This window comes from Halomonas llamarensis (assembly GCF_023555005.1).
Lineage (GTDB): Bacteria > Pseudomonadota > Gammaproteobacteria > Pseudomonadales > Halomonadaceae > Vreelandella > Vreelandella llamarensis.
On record NZ_JAMJPJ010000001.1, the window covers coordinates 418,020 to 440,984 of the forward strand.

The 22,965-nt window shown below is 55.7% G+C and carries 23 protein-coding genes and 1 tRNA gene; 13 read left to right on the forward strand and 11 right to left on the reverse strand.

Annotation, left to right across the window (positions count from 1 at the left end):
* Position 1 precedes the first annotated feature (1 nt).
* Positions 2–784: a metal ABC transporter ATP-binding protein gene (locus M8006_RS01895; protein WP_250079466.1), complete on the reverse strand. Its 783-nt coding sequence runs from the start codon at positions 782–784 to the stop codon at positions 2–4.
* A gap of 23 nt (positions 785–807) precedes the next feature.
* Entirely contained in the window at positions 808–1,776 is a 969-nt protein-coding gene (locus M8006_RS01900; protein WP_250079468.1) for a metal ABC transporter solute-binding protein, Zn/Mn family, read from the reverse strand.
* Positions 1,777–2,189: 413 nt separating this feature from the next.
* Between M8006_RS01900 and M8006_RS01905 the strand changes: the two genes are divergently transcribed.
* The 4 genes from M8006_RS01905 (at position 2,190) to M8006_RS01920 (ending at position 5,259) form a co-directional block, all read left to right on the forward strand.
* A complete protein-coding gene (locus tag M8006_RS01905; RefSeq protein ID WP_250079470.1) occupies positions 2,190–3,074 on the forward strand; it encodes an urease accessory protein UreD in 885 nt (294 codons plus the stop codon).
* A gap of 97 nt (positions 3,075–3,171) precedes the next feature.
* On the forward strand, positions 3,172–3,453 hold the full coding sequence (locus tag M8006_RS01910; RefSeq protein WP_250079472.1) for a hypothetical protein: 282 nt from the start codon (positions 3,172–3,174) through the stop codon (positions 3,451–3,453).
* Positions 3,454–3,472: 19 nt separating this feature from the next.
* Positions 3,473–4,987 carry a PepSY-associated TM helix domain-containing protein gene (locus M8006_RS01915; RefSeq protein WP_250079474.1) on the forward strand — a complete coding sequence of 505 codons (1,515 nt, stop codon included), beginning with the start codon at positions 3,473–3,475 and terminating at the stop codon, positions 4,985–4,987.
* On the forward strand, positions 4,984–5,259 hold the full coding sequence (locus tag M8006_RS01920; RefSeq protein WP_250079476.1) for a DUF3325 family protein: 276 nt from the start codon (positions 4,984–4,986) through the stop codon (positions 5,257–5,259). The genes M8006_RS01915 and M8006_RS01920 overlap by 4 nt, the downstream gene beginning before the upstream one ends.
* On the opposite strand, the gene M8006_RS01925 is transcribed toward M8006_RS01920, so the two are convergent.
* From M8006_RS01925 to M8006_RS18225, 5 genes are all read right to left on the reverse strand, one after another.
* Positions 5,260–6,309 carry a FecCD family ABC transporter permease gene (locus M8006_RS01925; protein ID WP_250079478.1) on the reverse strand — a complete coding sequence of 350 codons (1,050 nt, stop codon included), beginning with the start codon at positions 6,307–6,309 and terminating at the stop codon, positions 5,260–5,262.
* Positions 6,310–6,312: 3 nt separating this feature from the next.
* Positions 6,313–7,311 carry a FecCD family ABC transporter permease gene (locus M8006_RS01930; RefSeq protein ID WP_250079480.1) on the reverse strand — a complete coding sequence of 333 codons (999 nt, stop codon included), beginning with the start codon at positions 7,309–7,311 and terminating at the stop codon, positions 6,313–6,315.
* Positions 7,312–7,328: 17 nt separating this feature from the next.
* Positions 7,329–8,306, reverse strand: coding sequence for an iron-siderophore ABC transporter substrate-binding protein (locus M8006_RS01935; protein WP_250079482.1), 978 nt, complete (start codon positions 8,304–8,306; stop codon positions 7,329–7,331).
* A gap of 7 nt (positions 8,307–8,313) precedes the next feature.
* Positions 8,314–10,458, reverse strand: a complete 2,145-nt coding sequence (gene fauA / locus M8006_RS01940) for a TonB-dependent alcaligin siderophore receptor FauA (RefSeq protein WP_250079484.1) — start codon at positions 10,456–10,458, stop codon at positions 8,314–8,316.
* 127 nt (positions 10,459–10,585) lie between these two features.
* On the reverse strand, positions 10,586–11,521 hold the full coding sequence (locus M8006_RS18225) for an AraC family transcriptional regulator (RefSeq protein WP_250079486.1): 936 nt from the start codon (positions 11,519–11,521) through the stop codon (positions 10,586–10,588).
* 374 nt (positions 11,522–11,895) lie between these two features.
* Here M8006_RS18225 and M8006_RS01950 point away from each other — a divergent pair, with 374 nt between their 5' ends.
* From M8006_RS01950 to M8006_RS01980, 7 genes are all read left to right on the forward strand, one after another.
* Positions 11,896–12,198 (forward strand): urease subunit gamma, encoded by a 303-nt coding sequence (locus M8006_RS01950; RefSeq protein WP_250079488.1) that lies wholly within the window; start codon positions 11,896–11,898, stop codon positions 12,196–12,198.
* A gap of 39 nt (positions 12,199–12,237) precedes the next feature.
* Positions 12,238–12,558, forward strand: coding sequence for an urease subunit beta (locus M8006_RS01955; protein WP_250079490.1), 321 nt, complete (start codon positions 12,238–12,240; stop codon positions 12,556–12,558).
* Positions 12,555–14,270, forward strand: coding sequence for an urease subunit alpha (ureC, locus tag M8006_RS01960; protein WP_250079491.1), 1,716 nt, complete (start codon positions 12,555–12,557; stop codon positions 14,268–14,270). Before M8006_RS01955 ends, ureC begins: the two co-directional genes overlap by 4 nt.
* Positions 14,271–14,368: 98 nt before the next feature.
* Entirely contained in the window at positions 14,369–14,929 is a 561-nt protein-coding gene (ureE, locus tag M8006_RS01965; RefSeq protein ID WP_250079493.1) for an urease accessory protein UreE, read from the forward strand.
* Entirely contained in the window at positions 14,919–15,644 is a 726-nt protein-coding gene (locus M8006_RS01970; RefSeq protein WP_250079550.1) for an urease accessory protein UreF, read from the forward strand. The genes ureE and M8006_RS01970 overlap by 11 nt, the downstream gene beginning before the upstream one ends.
* Before the next feature lie 60 nt (positions 15,645–15,704).
* Positions 15,705–16,340, forward strand: a complete 636-nt coding sequence (gene ureG, locus M8006_RS01975; RefSeq protein WP_250079495.1) for an urease accessory protein UreG — start codon at positions 15,705–15,707, stop codon at positions 16,338–16,340.
* Positions 16,341–16,382: 42 nt separating this feature from the next.
* Positions 16,383–16,640 (forward strand): hypothetical protein, encoded by a 258-nt coding sequence (locus M8006_RS01980; RefSeq protein ID WP_250079497.1) that lies wholly within the window; start codon positions 16,383–16,385, stop codon positions 16,638–16,640.
* Between the two features lie 36 nt (positions 16,641–16,676).
* Here the strand turns inward: M8006_RS01980 and M8006_RS01985 are convergent, their stop codons facing one another.
* From M8006_RS01985 to M8006_RS01995, 3 genes are read right to left on the reverse strand one after another with little or no spacing between them, the layout of a single operon-like run.
* Positions 16,677–17,930 (reverse strand): TRAP transporter large permease, encoded by a 1,254-nt coding sequence (locus M8006_RS01985; RefSeq protein WP_250079498.1) that lies wholly within the window; start codon positions 17,928–17,930, stop codon positions 16,677–16,679.
* A complete protein-coding gene (locus tag M8006_RS01990) occupies positions 17,927–18,448 on the reverse strand; it encodes a TRAP transporter small permease (protein WP_250079500.1) in 522 nt (173 codons plus the stop codon). Before M8006_RS01990 ends, M8006_RS01985 begins: the two co-directional genes overlap by 4 nt.
* Positions 18,448–19,446 carry a TRAP transporter substrate-binding protein gene (locus M8006_RS01995; RefSeq protein WP_250079503.1) on the reverse strand — a complete coding sequence of 333 codons (999 nt, stop codon included), beginning with the start codon at positions 19,444–19,446 and terminating at the stop codon, positions 18,448–18,450. Before M8006_RS01995 ends, M8006_RS01990 begins: the two co-directional genes overlap by 1 nt.
* Before the next feature lie 181 nt (positions 19,447–19,627).
* Between M8006_RS01995 and M8006_RS02000 the strand changes: the two genes are divergently transcribed.
* A tRNA-Arg gene (locus M8006_RS02000) sits at positions 19,628–19,704 on the forward strand.
* A 361-nt stretch (positions 19,705–20,065) separates the two neighbouring features.
* Here the strand turns inward: M8006_RS02000 and M8006_RS02005 are convergent.
* Positions 20,066–21,634, reverse strand: a complete 1,569-nt coding sequence (locus M8006_RS02005; protein ID WP_250079506.1) for an ATP-binding protein — start codon at positions 21,632–21,634, stop codon at positions 20,066–20,068.
* A gap of 594 nt (positions 21,635–22,228) precedes the next feature.
* On the opposite strand from M8006_RS02005, the gene M8006_RS02010 reads away from it, so the two are divergent.
* Positions 22,229–22,453 carry a hypothetical protein gene (locus M8006_RS02010; RefSeq protein WP_250079509.1) on the forward strand — a complete coding sequence of 75 codons (225 nt, stop codon included), beginning with the start codon at positions 22,229–22,231 and terminating at the stop codon, positions 22,451–22,453.
* The last annotated feature ends 512 nt before the right edge of the window (positions 22,454–22,965 follow it).

Consider the following 22,965-nt stretch of genomic DNA (forward strand, 5'->3'; position numbering starts at 1 on the left):
GTTATTTCACCTTGGAAGCAGCGAACATCAGGGAGTCGCTATCGTTCAACAGGGCAATCTGACCACCGTACGCCTGGCGAAGATGATCGATAGTAAACACGTCTTCGGCCTTGCCGCTGGCAATCACGCGAACGTTAAGTAGCAGCAGCCAGTCGAAGTAGTTGCGTACGGTTTGCAGGTCATGGTGGACAACTATCAGCGTTTTACCCGCATCGCGCAGACGGCGCAGAATGTCGATAATGACCCGCTCCGTGGTGGCATCGACCCCGGCCATGGGCTCGTCGAGAAAGTACACATCGGCCTGTTGCACCAGCGCGCGGGCCAGAAACACCCGCTGCTGCTGGCCGCCGGAAAGCTGGCTGATCTGGCGGTCAGCATAGGCGCTCATTCCCACCATCTCCAAGGCTTCCAGCGATTCTTGACGTTCTTTGCGCCCAGGCCGCCGGAACCACCCCAGGCGGCCATAAAGGCCCATGGTGACGACATCCAGCGCGGTCGTTGGAAAGTCCCAGTCGACGCTGGAGCGCTGCGGCACATAGCCAACGCGCTTGCGCTGCGAGGCGTAGGCGCGTCCATGCACCATGACGTCGCCGGAAAGCGACGGTACAAGCCCCAGCAGGCTTTTGATCAGCGTGCTCTTACCTGCCCCATTCGGGCCGACAATGCCCGCCATCACGCCAGTAGGAATCTCCAGATTAATATCCCAGAGCACGGGCTGGTTGTGATAGCTAACGGTCAGGTTTTGAATACTGAGCGCCGTGTCGGTCGTAACGGGTGTCGCCATGGGTGCGGTGCCTTATCGAATGGTTAGTGAGCGAGCTGCCACTCGCTAGCCCAATCGTTCATTTCATCGGGGAGCGGTGCTAGCGTACCGCCGAGCGCTTCGACAATATGCTGGGTGTTGCGGTAGATCATGCCCATGTAAGTGCCATCGAGCGTATCCGGGTCGCCCATGGCATCGGAGTAGAGTTCACCGCCGATTTTAACATCCTGACCACGTTGTTTAGCGGCATCAATCACTGCCTGAACCGTGCGCGGGTTGATGGTGCTCTCGATAAAAAGCGCCGGAACTGCGCGGTCCACCACAATATCTGTCATGTTGCGAATATCAGCAATCCCCGTTTCGGTTTCCGTGCTAATGCCTTGTATGCCTTCCACGTCGATATCATAGGCGCGGCCAAAGTAGCCAAACGCATCGTGAGCGGTGACTAAAATGCGCTGCTCATCGGGAATACTGGCAACACTGTCTTTCACCCATTCGTGCAGGGCAAGCAGCTGAGCCTGATAGCGCTCGGTATTGGCGTCAAATGTCGCGGCGCAGTCAGGGCGCGCTTCACTCAGCTCTGCATTGAGCGTGGGCAGTGTTTGCGCCCATAAAGAAACGTCCATCCACAGATGAGGGTCAATGCCGTAGACATCCTGCGCGGTAATCAGCGACGCGGGGGCAATCGAGGCGGGGGCCACGGCGAGTGTTGGGGTGCGCTCGGAGAACTTTGCCAGTACGTTACCTAGCTGGCCTTCCAGCGAATAGCCTGAGTAGAAAATCTGCTCTGCGTTGCGTAGCATCGCCACATCGCTGGCGCTTGCCTGGTAAAGGTGCGGGTCGACCCCCGGCCCCATCAGCGCGTCAACGTTAACGCACTCACCGCCGATCTCTTGGGCGAGGTCGGCAATCATCCCAATGGTCGCGACCACATTAAGCGGGGCTTCGTCGGCGGAGGCAAAATTGCCTAGCGGAAGTAGGCTTGCCAGCGCGATTGCGTATTTTGTTGTCATGATTCCCCCAGTCGGAATGCCAGCTTAAACGTTGGGTTTAGCCAATGTAGTGAGGTGAAACCTATTTTCTATTTGGTAATAAGTATAGCCTTGGCTAAGTTTCTGGCACTATGTATTGAATGTCAAGAGAATCGCAATGCCGTTTACATTACTTCCGCTGGGGAGTGAAAGTAGGCTGCAGCCTAGCCTAGCCCAGTAAGCAGAGCAGGCGGACGTGAACGGAAGGCGTACAAAACGTATCAACGTACAACCATGGTGCAACCTGTCTTTTAGTTGACTTTTTTGGTGCAAAAAAGCGACGTGATAATTTCCCCCCACCGCACTCGTAAACCACTTAAGCATTTCTTCCTCTTTCTGGCGCATAAATTGCATTGGTTAGCTAAAGGCTTACTGTAAGGATGCGACAGCGACCCATGATTCTGTGCGACCTCGCAAAACCACAAATTGCTTCCGGTCATCGTTTTGATGCTCAACGCCACTGGGCGGCATCGCTGGCACTGCGGTTCGCCAACCGCGATGGCCCCACGCGGCTGGTGCAGGCGCGCCATCAGGGGCCGCTGCGCGTACAGCGTCCGTTTTACCCGGAAGGCAGCACAGAAGCTTGCCATGTGTACGTGCTGCATCCACCCGGTGGTTTAGTCAGTGGTGACGCCCTGACGATTCGCGCCCATATTGAGCGTGGTGCCCATGCGCTGCTCACCACGCCTGCGGCTAACAAGCTTTATAAAGCTGACAGTCAGGGCGTTGCCTGGAACCAACAGACTGAACTTAACGTGGAAGATGGCGGCATCCTTGAGTGGCTTCCTCAAGAAACGATCGCCTTTGATGGCTCCAAAGGCGCTCAGCGGACTCACATAGCGCTGCATGGCAGTGCCCGCTGCCTGGGCTGGGAAATCATGGCGCTGGGCCGCCCGGCCAGTGAGCTGCCCTACGCATCAGGCCGAATTGAACAGCATTTTCGCCTGACCCTGGACGGCAAACCGCTGTGGCTGGAACGCCAGCCTCTTGATCCTTTGCACCCGCGCTTTAACGGCCGCTGGGGGCAGGGTGGCGCCACCGTGCAGGCCACGCTATGGATAGTCGGCCTGGAAAATGCCGGTGCGGCAATTGATGAGCTACGCGAGGCGCTGCCAGACAACCCACGTTGGGCGGTCACCGTTCGCCATGGCGTACTGCTGCTTCGCTACCAGGGAAACTCCCGTAATGACGCCTGGGCGCTGTGTGAGCAGGCCTGGCACCTGCTGCGCCCGCGCTGGATTGAGCGCGAGGCCCACACACCGCGCATCTGGTTAACCTAGACGTTATGCAGCAGGTGCTAAATAAGTTATTTACACTAATGCAAATGAAAACCTTTTGCATTAAAATGCTGGTTTGTGACCTGCACCGGGATGCACCATGCTGCTCAACGTTTTGCCCTCCTCGTATTGGCTGCTTATCTTACGCATCCTGGCCGCGACGCTTGGCGGCTATATAGTCGCTGCACTGTTCTCGGTGGCCGCGCTTGGCTTACCGCTAGATACCATGATGTCTCTGCGTATCGGAATGATGGGGAGCTTCATTATTTGGGCGGGCGTGGCGACCTGGTCGTTTATTACGCCGAGTTTGATACGTCTTTGGGGGGCTATCGGTCTAGCCGCTTGCGGCCTTCTAGTGGTGGCTAACTATGGCATCCACTAAGCGCAGCGTGAGGCGTAATATGGCTCAACTGCACACATGGTGCGGCTTGTTAGCTGCTTGGCTGCTGTTTGCTGTTTTTCTGACGGGCACCCTGAGTTACTTCAAAGAGAGTATCTCGTTGTGGATGCAGCCCGAACTACCGAGTGTCGCCGCGAATGCTGAGTGGGACAATCGACGCCTGGCGGATTACTGGCAGCACTATCTTACTGAACATGCTTCCTCAGCGAGAAGCTGGCAGATCACCTTTCCTAATGAGCGCGAGACGGTCTCGACAGCCGTCTGGTTTGGGCAGGATGGGAGAGAGCGGTCGATACTTGACCCAACCACTCTGACGTTGGTTACCCCGCGAGAAACGCGTGGGGGTGATTTTTTCTACCGATTCCATTTTCAATTGCATCACCTCCCCGCCATCTATGGTCGCTGGCTCATTGGTATCGCCACCATGATGATGTTCGTAGCAATCATCAGCGGCGTGATAACCCATAAAAAAATCCTGCGCGACTTTTTTGCTTTCCGGCCCCAAAAGGGCGCCCGTAGCTGGCTAGATGCTCACAATGCATTTTCTGTGTTAACGCTGCCGTTTCAGCTAATGATTACCTATACCGGCTTGATAACACTCATGTCGCTCTATATGCCTTGGGGGGTAGAACGCGCCTTTCCCGATGCTGACGCGCGCCGCCAAGCGACCAGCGAGCTACATGCCTTTCCCCTCTCCGGCCCAGCTACGGGGCAGCCTGCAGCGTTATATGCCCTTAGCGAACTGGTCGGTGATGCTGAATCGCATTGGCAGAAGCCGGTGCAGTCCCTGAGGGTCAGCCACCCTGGCGATGCAGGCGCGCGTGTCGCGGTTTGGCAGAGTGCCCACGAGGCGTTATCTGCACACCGCCCACAACGTATCTATGAGGCAAGTTCGGGCGCGTTGTTAGCAGAGACTCAATCGCAACGCATTGATGAACAAGCACACGGCATTATGGTGGGATTACATGCTGGCCGTTTTGCCGACTGGGGCATGCGCTGGATCTATTTTGCGTTAGGGGCTGCTGGATGTGGCATGGTGGCAACTGGGCTACTGCTGTGGACGTCAAAGCGTAAGCATAAGAAGGGTGGCGTGGTGGGGATGTGGTGTGTCGAGCGGCTTAATATAGCCACGTTGGCTGGCATGCCGATTGCCGTATTGGCCTTTTTAGCTAGCAATCGACTTTTACCGGTGGCGCTTAGTGGGCGTGCCCAATGGGAAATCCATTTTTTCTTTGCTGCCTGGCTGCTGGCGCTGCTACACGCTGCCTTAAGACGCTCGGCCTCGCAGGCATGGCGAGAGCAGTTAACACTGACTGCTATCTTGTTGCTTTGCCTGCCAATGCTGAATCTCTTGGTGCCTTCCTATCGTGTTCTAGGTGATCTTGTCGCAGGTAATTGGCAGCGTGTTAGCGTCGACCTGATGTGCTTGATCGGCGCGCTGATCATCGTATGGCAGATGAGACGCGCCGCTAAAAAAACGCTTCCGCGTGTGCCACCTATTCAGGTGGCGTCATGATGCTTATCACGCTTCTAGTTCTCGGTACGCTGGGTTTTGCATTAACTGCGCTGTCGGATAGCCGCCACCGACGCCGTTGTGGCCTTAAACCTGCTCAACAAAAACGTTGGTTCTGGGCGGGCAGCGCGATACTCGGTTGGCCGCTTTGGTTGGCGATGGAAACCTGGAGCACAGGGCTGGCAATAACGCTATGGCTGGGCTGTCTAAGCATCTCGGCGGGCGTGGTATTTCTTGGTCTGGCGATGTTTGAGCGCTTCCGCCAGCAGCTGTAATTATCCCCGCCGCTGGCGACTTAATAAATAAACCAAATAGACGCCGCCCAGCCCGGCTGTTAAAACCCCGACGGGTAACGCCCCAGAAGGTAATGAGTACTGAGCCGCTAAGTCTGCCGCTAACAGGAGCAGGGCTCCGACCACGCCCGCTCCTAAGGGGAGAGGTCCAGGTTTTCGCCACAGGCGTAACGCTAGCTGTGGCGCGGCAAGTGACACAAACGCAATCGGCCCTACCGTCGCAACCGCGCCACCTGCCAGAAAAGCCCCCATGACGGCACTTAATAAGCGTGAGGCTGCCAGATTAACGCCGAGGCTTTTGGCGACTGGATCGCCAAGCGCCATCAGGCGCAGCCGCGGGGCTATCAGCACAATACCGGGCAGTAACAGCAAACACAGGCCTAACATTGGCCAAAGATCGTGCCATTGGCGTCCTGCTACGCTACCGCTAAGCCAAATCATCGCGTCTCGCGCTTGCTCTTGGCCCAGCCAGGTCAAATTTAGCTGCACGCCTGCTAGGGCTAAGGCATTGATAGCGATGCCAGCAATAATCATTGAAGAGGGGTGGCGAAAACCGCGCCCAGAGCCGCTATAGACTGCTAGCGTGCCGATGATCGCACCCAGTGCGGCCCCCGTCGTGGTAGAGACAATGCCCACCAGCCAACTGCTTGCCAGCAGTGCTCCCAGGCTAGCGCTGGCGGTAAGGCCGATAATATCGGGGCTGCCTAATGGGTTACGGGTGATGCCTTGAAACAAGGCACCCGATACACCTAGCGCAAAGCCAGCAAACAGCGCGACGAATGCCCGTGGTAAGCGCAGCGTAAACGCCTGCCACTGTTCAAACGCTGTCGCATTACCTTGGATAAGGTGCCCAAGCGCTTCCTTGCTAAGCCCTTGGCTTCCCAGCATTAGAGAACCCAGTAATAGCCCTAAAGCGATAATGCTGGCCAATATGTAGGGGGCTAAAGCTCGGGGTGGCAAAAGACAGGGTGGCAAGTGACGGGGGAGCAAAATACGGGAGGCTGGCAGTAACGTATTAAAGCGTTTCATCATGACTCACACACCGCGCTGGTTAATGCGCACAGCGACTAACAGAAATGGCGCGCCTAGCAGCGCCGTCAGAATCCCTGTCATGATTTCAGAAGGGCTTAGCAAAAGGCGTGCGAGCAGGTCTGCAAGTATCATCATAAGGGGGCCCATCACCAGCGCGATGGCAAGCTGCCAATAAAGGTAATGACCGGCAATTTTTTTGGCCAATAACGGCACGGCTAAGCCCACGAAGGCGATAGGGCCCACCGTGGCGGTTGAAATCGCCGCTAGCAACGCGCTACCGCTAAGCACTGCCAGCCTCAAACAACCCGCATTCAGCCCCAGCGCTTTGGTCACGCCGTCACCCATTTGCAGGACGTGTAAAAAGCGCGGGAGGATAAACGACAGGCCAAGCCCGACCGCTATCCAGCCCAATAGCCGCTGGGCCTCATCTAGCGTATGCCCATTGATGGACCCAACAATCCAGAAGCGATAGTTGGCAAATAAGGCAGGGTGGGTAAGAGTGATGGCTTGTACGTAGGCAAATAGAACGGCGTTAAGCGCCGCCCCTAACAGCAGCAGGTGTGATGGGTCATGCTGGCGATAAGCGCTCTGAACGCCTACCAAAACAGCCACGAAAAGCGCACCAGGTAGCGCTAACCAAAAAGCGCCTGCAGGCAACGAGCCAAGCACCAAGCCAGCGGTGACCAGAGACGCGGCTGCGCCTGCATTGATGCCCAGAAGCCCCGGCTCGGAAAGTGGGTTGCGGGTCAAATTTTGTAGCAGCGTACCGGCGACGGCAAGCGCCGCGCCGGTAGCGATGGCGAGCAGTGCGCGTGAGAGACGAGCTTCCACTAAGTCGTTGGCGTAGCTGGGGCCTGCCGCTTGAAGTGCCCGCCATACTTGATAAGGGGAGAGGTGTTCTGCTCCCACCGAGAGGTTGATCCAGCCAAACAGCAGCACCGCCCCCATTAGCCCCGCCAGCCAGCGTGTTCGCTGCCGTAAAGAGGGAAATAGACCATTCACGATACCAGTTCCAGCATTCATCGCCGTTCAGCTGCCTCGGCAAGGCGTGGCAAGAGCCGCTCGATCATCCATTGAGTCGCTAGTGGCGAACCGGCAGAACTAGCAACGATTAATGGTTGATCGGTCAGCGCCAGATAGCGGCCATCTGAAATGGCTGGCAACGAGGCAAAAAGCGGTAGCTCAGCCACTCTATCGCGCTGCTCTTCGCTGTGATACCAAGAGACCACTAAATCGACATCTTCCAGCATGGGCAGATGTTCAAACCCTAGGTAGTGCGCAAAGTGATTACCGCTGGGTGATAAGCCTTCAATCGTTGGTGACAAGTGAAGCCCAAGGCCTGTCAGTGTGCCAACACGAGGGTCATCTGCTAAGTACACGGAGACATTTCCAGAGGCTGGGTCGGGCCGTACATAAGCAAAAGTGGTGTCCGCAAGGCCTGGATAAGCCTCGCCTGCAGACCTCAGCGATGTGTCGAGATGACGCATTAAGGCAGCACCTTCCTCCGGCACGCCAAGCGCTTCTGCAATACGTTCAATCTGCTCATCGACAGAAGTGAGATAAGGGCGCTCCGGGTAAGCGACAATGGGCACCAGTGGCGACAGCAGATCATAAATAGCGTCTGGAACACCACTGGAAGGCGCTAGAATGACATCCGGCTCCAGCGCGAGCAGTGCTTCAACATCCAGCTCGGGGTATTGTGTAATCGTTGTGGGGAGCGGCGTTGCCTGTGCTTCCAGAGCGTCTCGTACCCATGGCCAATAGCCATCTTCATCGCCGCCCCACTCCGCACGGCTGACACCTACCGGCACAACGCCAAGTGAAATAGCAATATCATCAGCACCAACGCCAAGGGTGACGACGCGCTGAGGTGGCTCGTCAATGGTGGCCGTTCCCAGTGGGCTTTGGATGACAACGGGAAAGAGAGCGGCGTCAGCCACTGCCCCCGTCATGGGGACAGCCGCAATCAACAGCGTGATTAATGAGCGTAACATCATTAGCTTCTCACCAATCCCAGTTGATTGACATGACGCCACTACGGGGTTCGCCAAGCCAATACTGGCTGTAGAAACCAATTTGCTCGTAGTAGTCCTTGTCAAATACGTTATTAATGTTCAACTGCGCGCTTAATTGATCGTTGAAGCGATAGCGCGCCATTAGGTCAGCAATGGCGTAAGCGTCTTGCCCAACCTTCACTTGGCCATTGGGGCTGGATGTGTTCCGCCAAATATCGCTTTGCCAACGTGCCCCGCCGCCCAATGTTAAGCCACTCCATGCGCCCGGCAGTTGGTAGGTGGTAAACAGTTTGATCTGTTGGCGCGGATGGGTCGTGTTGGTACGCTCGCCGTCGGAATTTTCTGCATTAGCTAGCGTGTAGCTGGCGCTCAAATTCCAGCCAGAGGCCACTTCGCCAATCAATTCGACTTCTACACCATTGACCTGATTACCATCGACACTGCGGTGGGCTGACGTTCCAGGTTGGCCGATCACATCTACGCCAGGAATGGCTTCGGCCACACCGTTTTGCTCTGTTCTAAACAGTGCAATGCTGCTATCCAATTGGCCGTTCAGAAGGGTTGCCTTAGCGCCTAGTTCATAGCTGCGACCCTGAATAGGATCCAGCAGAGAGCCATCCTCACGGCGGGCATTCTGAGACTGGAAAATCTCGGTATAACTCGCGTAAACAGAGGCATAGTCATTAATATCGTAGATAATGCCCGCATAAGGCGTTATTTCGTTGCTGTATCGATATTGCCGCTCAGACCCATAGTAGGTTTGATCCAATTCCCAATCGCTCAGGCGTGCGCCAAGAATGAGATTAAGCGGATCACTCAACGAAAAGCGCGACACCATATAGCCGCCGCTTTGCGTTACCTGCATATTATCTGAGCTGTTGAATTGCCCCCACTGAGGCTTGGCTACCACACTGTCTCGCCAATTAAAGTAACTGCCCGCGGAAGGCGGTGTACCAACTGGGGTGGCCCGTTTTATCTCGAAGTCATCTTCGTTATGCATCCAGCCAAAGCCCAGCTCGTGCTGGCGGCCAAATAAGCTGAAATCACCTTCGGCCGTCACGTTCACGGTTTGTTGAGTGCGGTTGCCGCGGTAATTTAAGAAGGAGCTGGACATACCAAGGCCTGTCTCCCTGTCTGGGAAACCGCCGCGATAAAGGTACTCTAGGCCATAGTTACCATCGTTATGGCTGACCGCGGCGCGTAACGTCCAGCCGTTATCCAGTTGGTGGCTAAGATCAGCGAACACGCGAGTGGTCTCGTTGTAAAACGTTGACCAGTCGGTGTTGTTAGATGCGCTGCGGTCAAAGTCCGTTCGGCTGCCGTCGGCATAAAAAGCCGGGACACTGGCCCCTGCGCCGAGCGTCTCGTTGTGCTGATATTCGACACCTACGGTTAATTGAGTCGCAGGTGTAAGCTCGCTACTGATAACACCGTAAAGTGTCTCATGGTCATCTTCGAGATGAGAGATAAAGCTATCGTTCTGGCCTTTGGCCACGACAAAGCGGGCCCCTGTCGTGCCATCGCTGCTTAACGGTACAGACACATCCGCCGTGGCGCGGCGACGATCCCAGCGGCCGATGCCTGCGGAAACAGACGCAGCCGCTTCGGATAACGGGCGTTTGCGAATAAAATTAACGCTTGCCGAAGGTTCGCCAGCGCCGGTTAATAAACCGGTTGCCCCGCGCACCACTTCAACACGGTCATAAATCGCCGCATCCCAGTCGGTATCGCCAAAATTCCAAAAACCGCTGAGCGGAATGCTGAGTCCGTCAAACTGCACGCTACGTATCGAGAAACCACGCGCGGCATAGCTAATTCGGTTGCTGTCAGCTCGGCTTGGCGAAACGCCGGGTACTTGGGCTAAAACATCACCGCCTGTCTGTACCGCACGGTCGTCGATCTGTTGGCGAGTAATAACACTTGTTGACTGGGGCGTCTCGCGTGGCGTTAATGACAGCCCGACCGCACTGCGGCTAGCGGGAACTGTGTAGCGTTGAGTGCCTTCACTGCTGGTGCTGAGACGCTCGCCGGTCACTAGCAAATTGTCCAATGTTTCGTCAGGAGCTTCAGCGAAGGCAAGCAAAGGATAGGCAAGAATAAGCGCAGTGCATGTTGATCGATATAAAAATGGCATGGAGCGGTTTTCCAAAGTGGATATTGCAAAGAGTTAGTGTTTGGTTATGAGAATTATTCCAACTTTGGCGGGCTAGCGGTTATGGCCCCCACGCAATTGATTATGCGCAAACATCAGCCGTGTCGTTTCAAGGGCGTTTAAGGGAGCTTTCTGTCAAGGCGCCTGGTGAGATGCCATAATTTTTCTTAAAAGCAGTCACGAAGTTGCTGGCATGATGGTAGCCGCTTAAATGTGCCGCTTGTTGAACGCTATGGCCGCTCAGCAGAAGCTCGCGGGCTAGCGAGAGCCGACGCTTGCGCAAATAGTCGATGGGCGCTAGGCCGTAAGCCATCTTGAAATGCCGCATTAGCGTACTTGGGCTCATGGCCGCGCGATCCGCTAAGCGTTGCAGCGTGTGGTCAAACGACGGCTCTTCATCCAACCAGCGGCGTATCAGCGCCAAGCGCTGTCGATACAGTGCGCCACTGTCAGTCGTATATGGCGAACGGCAGTCCAGCCCCTGGGCGATGATTTGCAGTGCTAGCCCTTGAAAGCGCATGCGTTGTGACTCAGCGCTACTGGAAGCACAGCACGCTTCATCGATGGTTAGCTGTAACCCAGGGCTGAGTTGCCAGGCATGGGGAGACGCCGATGAGATGTGAGAACCATACCAAGCGCGCATGGCTGATGCGTCGAGCGACAGGCAAAGCGTGCGAAGTCGTTGATTAGCAGGATGAAAAGCGCTTAGCGTTAAACCTGTGTCCAGCCTTAGCCAGCAAGCTTCCCCTGCCGTTATCCAACGCTTTTGGCCATCAATATCGAAATGTGCGCAGCCCTCTAACATCACCACAATCAGCAGGTCGGTATTGCCCTTAGAGAACGATTGATAAGGTCGCAGCACATCCAAGTCGGAAATAAAAAGCTCCACACCAGCCGCTAGGCTTATTTCTTCTACACGCCCTTGGGCGATCGATGTTTTCGGTGTGCAGGAAACGTTAGAACTGATAGGGAAAAAGTAATCAATGCTATATCGGCGTCCGTAGCCCAAAAAATGATCAATTGTGTAGCGGTTACTGATAGTCACGTGGTGAGTCTCACAATGATGTAGAAATAGAGGCTTAACCAGAACTCTATCTAAAAACAGCCCATAAATAATAATAGGTTTTATTTCTATTTGATAGGTAGTGCTAAATAATGGGTTTTATTTGCACTACTTTGGTGTAAAAGAGGTGGCGATTGAATGGCGTGGTGCACTTCTGGAGCAAAACAGAGAATTTTATTTTTTTCAAGCTATTGAATATTAATAACTATTTTTTATATTCACCATTTTGGTACGTTGATTGCGCTATATTGCTTCAGATAGGTGTGCTCGGTTTTCGATAGTCTGGGAGGATTGTTCTGAATCCAGCGCTGTCGTTTCTGTTGAGTCCCCCCACTGTTCTAATCAATGGAGCTCCCATGGAACTGACCCCACGAGACAAAGACAAGCTGCTGCTGTTTTCTGCTGCCCAGCTTGCCGAGCGTCGCAAAGCACGCGGCCTGAAGCTCAACTATCCCGAAGCCGTCGCGCTGATCAGCTTTGAAATCATTGAAGGTGCCCGGGATGGCAGAAGCGTCGCTGATTTAATGAGCTACGGCCGTGAAATCCTCGGTCGTGACGACGTCATGGAGGGCGTGGCGGAAATGGTCGATGAAGTGCAGGTAGAGGCGACCTTCCCTGATGGGACCAAGTTGGTCACCGTTCACACGCCCATTGTGTGAAGGGTAACCCTCACAGCACAGCGACGAAGGAGCAAACAGATGATTCCCGGTGAGTATCAGTTAAAAGACGGTGATATTGCGCTTTGCGTGGGCCGCGAGCGGATAAGCGTCGAAGTGGCCAACACCGGCGACCGCCCCATTCAGATCGGCTCTCACTACCACTTTGCGGAAGCCAACCCTGCCTTGGTGTTTGATCGCAGCAAAGCCCGTGGCTTTCGTCTGGACGTGGCAGCGGGCACCGCGATTCGCTTCGAGCCTGGCCAGACCCGCGACGTCACGCTGATTCCGTTTGTTGGCAAGCGTCACATTTATGGGTTTCGTGGCGAAGTGATGGGCGCGCTTGATGGAGGTAAACCATGAAGCCGGTTAATAAAATCAGCCGTCAGGCCTACGCCGATATGTATGGCCCCACGGTCGGTGACCGCGTGCGCCTGGGCGATACCGAACTGTGGATAGAAGTCGAAAAAGACGCCACCCATTATGGCGACGAGGTGAAGTTTGGCGGCGGCAAGGTGATCCGCGATGGCATGGGGCAAAGCCAGCGTAGCGACAGCAGCGTGATGGACACGGTGATTACCAACGCACTGATCCTCGACTGGTGGGGCATCGTCAAGGCCGATGTGGGCATTCAGAATGGCCGCATTGCCGCGATTGGCAAAGCCGGTAACCCGGATACTCAGCCGGATGTCGAGATCGTGATTGGCCTCGGCACCGAAATCATCGCCGGGGAAGGCAAGATTCTGACCGCCGGGGCGCTGGATGCCCACATTCACTTTGTCTGCCCGCAGCTGGTGGAAGAAGCGCTGATGAGCGGCATTACCACCATGCTGGGGGGTGGCACGGGGCCTGCCACCGGCACCAATGCCACCACCTGCACCCCCGGCGAATGGCATATCGGCAAGATGTTGCAGGCCGTGGACGATATGCCCATGAACATCGGCTTTCTGGGTAAAGGCAACGCCAGCCTGCCCGAAGCGTTAGAAGCTCAGCTTCAAGCCGGCGCCATGGGCCTCAAACTGCACGAAGACTGGGGCACCACGCCCGCCTCGATTAACAACTGCCTCAACGTGGCAGAAAAATATGATGTGCAAATTGCCATCCACACCGACACGCTCAACGAATCGGGCTTTGTGGAAGATACCCTGGCGGCGTTCAACGAGCGCTGCATTCATACTTATCACACCGAGGGGGCAGGCGGCGGTCACGCGCCGGATATCCTCACCGCCTGCGCCAAGCCGTATGTGCTGCCGTCGTCCACCAACCCGACGCGGCCCTACACCGTCAACACCATCGACGAACACCTCGATATGCTGATGGTGTGCCACCACCTGGACCCCAATATTCCCGAAGACGTGGCTTTCGCTGATTCGCGCATTCGCCGGGAAACCATTGCCGCCGAGGATATCCTCCACGATCTGGGCGTGATCTCGATGATCGCCTCCGACTCCCAGGCCATGGGGCGTGTCGGCGAGTCGGTCTGCCGGACCTGGCAAACGGCCCACAAGATGAAGGTCCAGCACGGCCTGTTGCCCGAAGACGAAGCTCTGGGCGCCGATAATTTCCGAGCCAAGCGCTACATCGCCAAATACACCATCAATCAGGCCGTTACTCACGGTATTGCCCACGAGGTCGGCTCGGTAGAGGTTGGCAAGATGGCCGATCTGGTGCTGTGGAAACCGGCGTTTTTCGGCACCAAACCGGCGATGATCATCAAGGGTGGCATGATCGCGGCCGCGCCTATGGGCGACCCCAATGCGTCGATTCCCACGCCGCAGCCGGTGCATTACCGTTATATGTTCGGTGCGCTGGGCTGCGCGGCGAGCCAGACCCGGCTCAGCTTTGTCAGCCAGGCGGCGTTAGACGCTAGCATTAAACAGACACTGGGGCTGAATAGCCAACTGGCCGCGTGCAAAAACGTACGCCAGGTGCGCAAGCAGGATATGAAGCTCAATGACGCCTGCCCCGAGCTGACCGTTGACCCGCAGACCTACGAAGTACGCTGCGACGGTGAAATTTTGACCTGCGAGCCTGCCACCGAACTGCCGCTGGCCCAGCGGTATCATCTTTTTTAGGTTTTAAGGCACAGGTGTAATTCGCGCAATAAATTGCGCTCCTACCGGATAAGACTGGATGTAGGAGCCCGATTTATCGGGCGAAAAGGAGAGGGACTATGTTGAAACTCATTGAACGGCTGGGGCTGATCGACGAGAGCGCCGCCAGCGATACGCTGACATTGCCCTTTGAGCTGCGCATCCGTGGGCGCTTAAAAGCGCAAAGCGATAGCGGCCGCGAACTGGGGCTGTTTCTGGATCGTGGCCCGGTATTGCGCAGCGGCGAAGGCTTAAAAGCGGAAAGCGGCGAAGTAGTGCGCGTCAGCGCGGCCGTAGAACCGGTGGTGACCGCGCGAGTCAGTGCTGGCTTGCCGCTGGCGCGGCTGGCGTACCATTTAGGCAACCGCCATGTGCAGCTGGCTCTGGGTGAAGATGAACAGGGTGAAGATGAAAAAGGCGGCTGGGTGCGTTTCCCGCCGGACCACGTGCTGGAAGAACTCGCCGAACGGCTGGGGGCCGAACTGGAGCACCACAACGCCACTTTTGACCCGGAGCCGGGCGCCTATAACCAAGTCGGCGGCGGGCACTCGCACAGCCACGCACACGGTCATTCTCATTCTCAAGATCGTGACCATGACCACGAACATTCACACGGCCATGAGCACCACCATGCCCACTGAAGACGCTGCGCGGGAAAGCCAAAACGATGAGTTGGCACTGCTGGGCCTGATGCAGTTGGTCAGCCCGGCGCTGCCCATTGGTGCCTTTGCCTTCTCGCAAGGCCTGGAAAGTGCCTTCGAGCTTGACTGGGTGCGCGACGAAACCAGCCTGGCCGAATGGCTAAGCGGCGTATTGGAAGATGGCTTAACCCGTTGCGAGTTACCGGTGCTGGCGCGGCTGCATCAGGCCATTGACCAGGGCGACAGTGAGGTGGGTAGGAAAACACTCGCCCAGTGGGACGCGTGGCTAGCGGCCACGCGCGAAACCGCCGAGCTGGCCGCTGAAGACAGTCGCTTAGGAGCATCGCTGAAACGCCTGTTGAATAGCCTGGAACTGATGCCAAGTGAAGACTCACTACCGCCCTTGTTACCGGCTCAGGCAGGCTATGTAACGTTGTTTGCCTATACCGCCCATACCCGTGGCGTGCCCGTTCGCCAGACGCTGCTCGGCTTTGCCTGGGCGTGGCTGGAAAATCAGCTGGCCGTCGCCTGTAAAGCGCTGCCGCTCGGCCATACTGCCGCGCAGCGGGTAATCGAGCGGCTGCGCCCGGCGCTTGTCACTGCCGTTGATCAGGCACTGTCGCTCGACGACGACGAGCTCGGCCCGGTGCTTCCCGGCCTTGCACTGGCTAGCGCCCTGCACGAAACCCAGTATTCGCGCCTGTTTAGAAGTTAAACGGTTCAGAAGTTAAACGGCTTAGACGTTAATCGATTAGACATTAAAGAGGAGAGAACAATGACGCACTGTTTACGTATCGGCGTGGGTGGGCCGGTTGGCTCGGGCAAAACCGCACTACTCAAGCAACTCTGCCTGGCACTGCGCGACCACTACAACATCGCCGTGGTCACCAATGACATCTACACCCGCGAAGACGCCGATTTTCTGCTCAAGCATGATGCACTCCCGGCGGACCGTATCATGGGCGTGGAAACCGGCGGCTGCCCGCACACGGCGATTCGCGAAGATGCCTCCATGAACCTGGCGGCGATCGATGAGCTGCAGGAACGCCACCCCAAGCTGGAGCTGGTGATGGTGGAATCCGGCGGCGATAACCTGTCGGCGACCTTCAGCCCCGAGCTTTCTGATCTCACGCTTTACGTGATCGACGTGTCTGCCGGCGACAAGATTCCCCGTAAAGGTGGGCCGGGCATTACCAAGTCAGATCTGCTGATTATCAACAAGATGGATATTGCCGAGCAGGTACACGCCTCGCTTGAGGTAATGGCGCGCGATTCAAAGAAGATGCGCGGCGATCGGCCCTTTGTGTTTACCAACCTCTACGATGGCGTGGGGTTGGAAGACATTATTCGTTTTATTTTAGACCAAGGCATGCTCGACGACCGTCGCCCCACGGTGGCTGCCACTGCGTAAAGGTTGGCAATACCTGATCCCATAAAAGACAAGGAGAATGTGATGAACCCGATGAAAAAAACGCTTTCCCGCCCGCTATTAGGCCTTATCACACTAGTGCTAACCAGTGCGGTTAGCGCCCACCCTGGCCATGCCCCGACAGACGTCCACAGCCATTTAGGCAGCCCGGCGATGTGGCTACTGCTGGGGGTTGGCGTACTGGGGATCACGGCTGCCGTGCTTATCGTTCGACGTTTATGGCGCCGCCGTCAGGCAGAGGTAAAACAGGCTCGACAGCAGGCCGGCAAAAGCAATGCCTAATCTCAGCTTGCTACCGAACCGGCCAAACTAAACTCTCTACCAACCTAGCCACATAGGGACGTAAACCACCAGCAGTAATACGCTAATCAACCCGAGCAGATAAGGAATAATCGCCCGCGTAATTCGCTCAAGCGGGAGCTGCGTCACCGATGACGCGACATAAAGGTTGATCGCCACCGGCGGGGTAATCATGCCAATCGCCAGCCCCATCACGATGATAAGACCAAAATGAATCGGGTCGATGCCCAGCTGCAATACCAGTGGCAACAACACCGGGGTGAGAATGATCAAGGCGCTTGCCGTCTCGATAAACACCCCGGTGAGCAGAATCACGGCCACAACCAGTAGCATGATGATGTAAGGGTTGGTTGACAGTGACAATACGGATTGGGCGATGGCGCCGGGCACCTGCCAGCTGGAGAGTGTCCAGCTCAGCACCGCTGACATCGCAATCACCAGCATGATCACCGCCGTGGTCATCGCTGAGCGGATGAGCACGTGGTAAACATCTTTTAGCGTTAGGTCGCGGTAAACGAAAAGCGACACGAGCAGGGCGTAGTTCACCGCCACGACCGCCGCCTCGGAGGGCGTGAAAATGCCCGAAAAAATACCGCCTAAAATAATAACCGGCGTCATCAGCCCCCAGCTGGCGTCTTTTAGCGTGCGCCAGACGGTCGCCAGCGAGAAGGCCGTTCCGTGAGGGTACTGGCGTTTGTAAGCCTGCGTAATGGCAATTGCCATAAGCCCTGCCCCCATCACCACTCCGGGAATAAAGCCGTTCAAGAACAGTTTCGAGACCGATTGCTGGGCAATGACCGCGTAGATAATCATCGGCACCGAGGGTGGAATCACCACGCCAATGGTGCCGCTGGCGGCGATCAAACTGGCTGCCGAGGCTGGGTCATAGCCTTTGCGCTTAAGCTCCGGTACCAGGCTCGAACCCACCGCCGCGGTCGTCGCCGCACCGGAGCCGGAAATCGCCGCAAAGAACATGCCCGCCATCACCGAGACCACCGAGAGGCCGCCGCGCATAAAACCGACCAACGAGTCGGCAAAGTTAACCAGCTTTTCGCTGACCTTGCCCTGGGCCATTAAATCGCCGGCCAGGATGAACATCGGCACGGCCACCAGCGCGAAGGAGTTGATGCCTTGGAACATCTGCTGGGTGACCACCATCAGCGGCACGCCGGATTGGTATAGGGCATAAAGCGTGCTGGCACCAATCGCGAAGGCAATGGGAATGCCCAACAGCATGAACACAAAAAATAGCCCGAACAGCACAAGCGTCATGGCGACGGCTCCTGAGGCGTGCCCGGTTTGCCGTGAACAAGCGTTTCAAGGAGGTCCACCAGGGTGTACCACGCCATAATGGCTGAGCAGAACGGCATCACGGCGTAAACGTAGGTCATGGATATACGTAGCGAGGCGGATTTTTGAAAGCTTTGTACCTGCATATAGCGATAGCCGATCACGATCAGCGAGACCAGAAAGGCCAATACCACGATAAGCGCAACGAATCGAGTGAGCTGGCGTAAGCGCGCAGGTAGCGCATCGACCATAAACGTTACGGCGATGTGTCGCCCCCGCTGAAACGCCAGGGTGGCACCTAAAAACGTCAGCCACACCAACAAAAAACGGGCGAGTTCTTCCGTCCAGCCCACGGCGGTAAACAGCACCCGCGAAACAATTTGTAGCGTAATCACGCCGATTAACGCCACCATGCAGGCAAAAACAACGGGCCGGATAATGGCATCCAGCCCGCGCTCGGTGCGTTGCAACAGCGTGAGTAACGGCTGTGCAAACGGCATCACGGGTTCAACGCCTCCTGAATACGCGGCAGGTAGTCGCCGAATTGCTCACCGTACTTCTCGTAAACCGGCATTACGGCGTTTTGGAAAGCCTTGATATCAGGAGCGTCGTTAATTTCCATACCCGCTTCACGCAGATCGGCCAGTTGCTCGGCTTTCATCTCGGCGTTTACTTGACGCTCGTGTTCAGCGGCCTCTTGCGCAGCCTCGGTGAGCACCATCTGTGCCGCTTCGGGAAGCTGGTTCCACACTGGCATGCCCATCACAAAAATGGCGGGTGCATACGTGTGGCGCGAAAGCGTCATGTAGTTCTGGGTTTCATCCAGGCTGAACGAGTGGATCACGTTGACTGGGTTTTCCTGGCCGTCGATGGTGCCCTGCTGCATGGCGGTGAGGGCTTCCGTCCATGCCATGGGAACGGCGTTGGCGCCCAGCTCGCGGAAGGTATCGACATACACCGGGTTTTCCATCACGCGAATGCGCAAGCCATCGATATCTTCCGGCGCGTTGACTGCACGTTCGCTGTTGGTCAGGTTACGAAAGCCGCGTTCGGCATAGGCCAGGCCTTTCAGGTTCACCTCGGAAAGCTTGTCCAACAGCTCTTGGCCGATGTCGCCATCTAACACGCCGTAAGCGGCTTCCGGTGAAGGAAACAAAAACGGCAACTCGAACACCGCCATCTCTTCGACGAAGTTGGCCACCGGCCCGTTGGTGATCACGCCCATATCCACAGTGCCGATTTGCATGCCTTCCAGCAGGGTGCGCTCATCCCCCAGCGAGGCATTGGGGTAAATCTCGATATCGACCTTACCGTCGGTGCGTTCTTCCACAAGCTCTTCAAACTTAGTGGCGGCGATATGAAAGCCATCCTGCTCGTTGACTACGTGCGCTAAACGCAGCGTGACAGCGTCCATATCGGCAAAATCGGAGGCGTTAGCCGTACCGACCAAAGCGAGAGAAACAGAGAGTGCCAGCGTGTTAAGTGCAAATGTTTTCATTATGATTTTCCCTTTTTAAACAAAGAGGCACACAGGGTGCGTTGTTACGCGAAAATGCCACTTGAAAATGATGCTTGGGAAGCATGCACCAGAGAAGTAAAAAGGGTCAATTGTGTTAGCGCGTAAGCGGCCGCTCAGCTAGACACAAGCGGCGTGCCCGGTTACGATACGCATCCACTAAGCGCCCGTAGCTCAGTTGGATAGAGTATCGGCCTCCGAAGCCGAGGGTCGCAGGTTCGAATCCTGCCGGGCGCACCAGCGTTTTTAAAGCATTAGTTTTTCAAGGGCTTACGTTAATGCGTGGGCCCTTTTTTTGTTTATGACCACCGGCTTTTTATGGCTACGGTGCTGAAAACAGGCGCTGTTGTGCAAACTCCCGCTTCATGTCATCGGGAAAGCGCCCTCGAAGGGTTCCAAAAAGGGCTGGTTGGGATGGCCGCTACCTACTCACCATCATTCAATAACATCGGCCTATTCAGATCAGCGTTTTGGCAGAGCCGCTGTTAGCCTGCACATACCTGCTAATTGGAATCCGATATCGAACGCAATATCGGGTGATCCGATTAAATAACAGCGTGAATATACGCGGTCGTTGTTGTTTAAAAACAACAGCTTGAGCCTAGAGCGTTTCCACCTCAAACGCCACAATCTGACGCTCGCGGCTTGAAAACTCTACGCCGACCAAGTGAATCGGCTTGCCACTGGCGCGGTGCTTATCGGCGTAGCCTTTGGCTTTGATCTGCGCTAGCGCGTTGCCTTCGGGCAGCTGCTCCACGACTTTGAACTCGAATAGGTAGATATGGCCGCCGAAATCGACGCTCATGTCCACTTTCCCCCGGTGGCTGGCGTCTTCCACCGTCACGCCCACGCCCAGTGCGGCGAAGTGGCTGTAGAACACGCTAGCATAATGCCCTTCGTATTGGGCAATCGGGTTATTGCGGTACCAGTCGTGGGGCAGGCCGGCGTAGAGGGCTTTGAGGTGAGTTTCTAGCCCTGCCAGATCATGCTCATGCAGTACCTTAAACAGCGCCAGTTGATAGGTTTGCGCTTCGCTGTCTGGGATGCCCAGCACGGGCAACAGAAACTCGTTCAGGCTGCTTTCGACTTCCCGGTTGGGAAACCCCAGCGAGTAAAGTTGGTAGCCTACCATCGGCTCCTGCATATCCTTGATGGTGATATAGCCGGTCTGAAACAGCAGTGCCTCAGTTGCGATGTCATCGACATCAAAGCGGCCTAACAACTGCGCCTTGGCCTGGAGGGTGCCAAGTTGCGGGGTAAACACACCGCGCGCTTGCAGCAAGTCCACCAAAAACGTGGGCGTGGCGCTCTCAAACCAGTAAGGGCTGAATTTGCGCTTTTGAAACAGCAGTAGTACATCGAAGGGGTTATAGACCGCTTCAACGTCCTGCCCACCCCAGCGGTAGCCGTTATACCAGCGGCGAATTTCCTCGCGGTCAAGGCCTGGCATTTCTGGGGCAAATACGGTATCGATATCGTGGTCGGTGTAGCCACAAATCGCCGCGTAAGGTGCATCCAGCGTGATGTCGTTGAGGTTATTCAACCCCGAAAACAGACTGACTTTGCTGAATTTTGAGACACCTGTGAGCAGCACAAAATGCAGGTGCGGGTCGGCATCTTTAATCACGCTGTAGAGGTTTTTCAGCCCCTCGCGCAGTTCGCGAGCCCGATCAGCATCGAGAATATTATCCAATATGGGTTTGTCGTACTCATCGATCAGCACCACAACTCGCTTACCCGTCTGAGCGCAAGCTTGACGAATCAGGGTTTCAAACTCACCGGCAATATCGGTTTTATGGTCTAACGTCAGCCCAAGACGCTCGCGCTCGGTGCGCAGCTGCTCGCGAATGCGCATATCTAGCTCAGCGCGGTTTTGCATCACGCCGCTGCCAAAGCTTAAGCGAACGACGGGATGTTGCTGCTGCCAGTCCCACTTATCTTGAATATAAAGCCCCTCGAATAAGCCTTTGCGCCCTTCAAACAGGCAACGCAAGGTATCCAGCAGCAGGCTTTTACCAAACCGCCGCGGGCGGGAGAGGAAATAGTAACCGCCCGTCTCAGCCATGGTGTGAATCAAGGGCGTTTTATCGACGTAGTAATACCGACCCTTGCGCAGCTTCTCAAAGGACTGAATGCCAATGGGCAGTGTCTGACGATGAGCGGATGACATGTTGGCCTCCCATGATAAACCGTTCGCGTTGGCGATGAGTTTAGCACGGTGGCAGATAGGGGAGGTTGTGCGTAGCGTGCCTGGTTTTCAGTGGAGGCGTTATGTGCGTTTAACGCGCAGCCAGATCAGTTGCCAGAGCACAAATGACGTGATGGCCAAGGGGCAAATCTGGCCAAGCATAGGGCGCGGAAAAGTCACGGCATGTGCCAAAATTGTGCCATCAAAACACACAGTATGGCGTTAATTGGCGTAATGTCGAGGAGTTAAAAAGAGATAGAGTTTTCTAATTTATTGTTTTATATCAATGGTTCGGACAGTTTTAAAGAAAGCCTGATGCTCAGATGGCAGCTTCATTCCGAAAAGCGGCCGACACACCGAGGGGCTGGGTAAGTTCTACAGCGGCGGCACAGGCAGGGCCGAAAAGGGGCTGGAAATATCCACGCTCGCCGTGGTGAACGTGACGGAGAATACGGCGTATCACCTCTCTACACGACAAACGATAGATCGCTCTGAGAGTGAATTGTCGCGTGTGGATAGCTATCTTCATCCCCTCCAGCAAGTTGTGCCTGACTACCGCCCCAGGTGCGTTATCTCGTGGCGGATGGCTATTACAGTAAAACCCGCTATCTCCAGGGCGTCGTGGCGCTGGGGTTGCATCAGATCGTTACGGGTGGTGTATTTAGCCAAGCGTTGTGGCGGCAAGGTGAAAACCGCCTTGCTGTTTTCGACGGACACGTCGCTGGACGCCATGACATTAGTGACATACGACAAGGCGCGTTGAGTGTCTGTTTCGCGATGCCAAGCAGTTTCTGGGGCTGAACGACTGTCAGGCACGCAAGGAAAAGGCGCTGCACTTCCATTTCAACGCATCAATGACCGCGCTGAACCTGCTTAAGCTTGAGGATCGGCAGCATCAGTCAGGCGATAGACGAGTGATTTCTATCGCCCGCTGGAGAACCCGCAAAGCTAACGCACATCTGCTGGAACGCTTTTCTTCCTACTTGGGTCTGGACTTCAATCGCATAAAATCCCGGCCCGACTTTGAGCAGATGTGTCACTACGGCGCTATTGCGTCATGAAACTGTCCGAACCATTGTAGTACAGACTCCAGTTGAGGGTATTATTCCTAAACTGGATTGGTCACATCCATTAAGCCACTTCAATCATATTTGGATCCTTGTGCCACACGTGCTTGCTTAGCAGATGTAAACGCGCGATGGATTTGGCACTTCCTTGTGCCGTATTTGGCACCGTTTATGACGTACTTAAGTTTCCGTTTTCGCGATGGATTTGGCATTACTAGGTGGATGCCTATCAATCATCACATAGCG

Excerpts from the sequence above, each read along its gene's own strand:
- M8006_RS01895 (WP_250079466.1), bottom strand. The coding sequence starts at position 784 with ATGGCGACACCCGTTACGACCGACACGGCGCTCAGTATTCAAAACCTG.
- M8006_RS01900 (WP_250079468.1), bottom strand. The coding sequence starts at position 1,776 with ATGACAACAAAATACGCAATCGCGCTGGCAAGCCTACTTCCGCTAGGC.
- M8006_RS01905 (WP_250079470.1), top strand. The coding sequence starts at position 2,190 with ATGATTCTGTGCGACCTCGCAAAACCACAAATTGCTTCCGGTCATCGT.
- M8006_RS01910 (WP_250079472.1), top strand. The coding sequence starts at position 3,172 with ATGCTGCTCAACGTTTTGCCCTCCTCGTATTGGCTGCTTATCTTACGC.
- M8006_RS01915 (WP_250079474.1), top strand. The coding sequence starts at position 3,473 with ATGGCTCAACTGCACACATGGTGCGGCTTGTTAGCTGCTTGGCTGCTG.
- M8006_RS01920 (WP_250079476.1), top strand. The coding sequence starts at position 4,984 with ATGATGCTTATCACGCTTCTAGTTCTCGGTACGCTGGGTTTTGCATTA.
- M8006_RS01925 (WP_250079478.1), bottom strand. The coding sequence starts at position 6,309 with ATGATGAAACGCTTTAATACGTTACTGCCAGCCTCCCGTATTTTGCTC.
- M8006_RS01935 (WP_250079482.1), bottom strand. The coding sequence starts at position 8,306 with ATGATGTTACGCTCATTAATCACGCTGTTGATTGCGGCTGTCCCCATG.
- fauA (WP_250079484.1), bottom strand. The coding sequence starts at position 10,458 with ATGCCATTTTTATATCGATCAACATGCACTGCGCTTATTCTTGCCTAT.
- M8006_RS01950 (WP_250079488.1), top strand. The coding sequence starts at position 11,896 with ATGGAACTGACCCCACGAGACAAAGACAAGCTGCTGCTGTTTTCTGCT.
- M8006_RS01955 (WP_250079490.1), top strand. The coding sequence starts at position 12,238 with ATGATTCCCGGTGAGTATCAGTTAAAAGACGGTGATATTGCGCTTTGC.
- ureC (WP_250079491.1), top strand. The coding sequence starts at position 12,555 with ATGAAGCCGGTTAATAAAATCAGCCGTCAGGCCTACGCCGATATGTAT.
- ureE (WP_250079493.1), top strand. The coding sequence starts at position 14,369 with ATGTTGAAACTCATTGAACGGCTGGGGCTGATCGACGAGAGCGCCGCC.
- M8006_RS01970 (WP_250079550.1), top strand. The coding sequence starts at position 14,919 with ATGCCCACTGAAGACGCTGCGCGGGAAAGCCAAAACGATGAGTTGGCA.
- ureG (WP_250079495.1), top strand. The coding sequence starts at position 15,705 with ATGACGCACTGTTTACGTATCGGCGTGGGTGGGCCGGTTGGCTCGGGC.
- M8006_RS01980 (WP_250079497.1), top strand. The coding sequence starts at position 16,383 with ATGAACCCGATGAAAAAAACGCTTTCCCGCCCGCTATTAGGCCTTATC.
- M8006_RS01985 (WP_250079498.1), bottom strand. The coding sequence starts at position 17,930 with ATGACGCTTGTGCTGTTCGGGCTATTTTTTGTGTTCATGCTGTTGGGC.
- M8006_RS01990 (WP_250079500.1), bottom strand. The coding sequence starts at position 18,448 with ATGCCGTTTGCACAGCCGTTACTCACGCTGTTGCAACGCACCGAGCGC.
- M8006_RS01995 (WP_250079503.1), bottom strand. The coding sequence starts at position 19,446 with ATGAAAACATTTGCACTTAACACGCTGGCACTCTCTGTTTCTCTCGCT.
- M8006_RS02005 (WP_250079506.1), bottom strand. The coding sequence starts at position 21,634 with ATGTCATCCGCTCATCGTCAGACACTGCCCATTGGCATTCAGTCCTTT.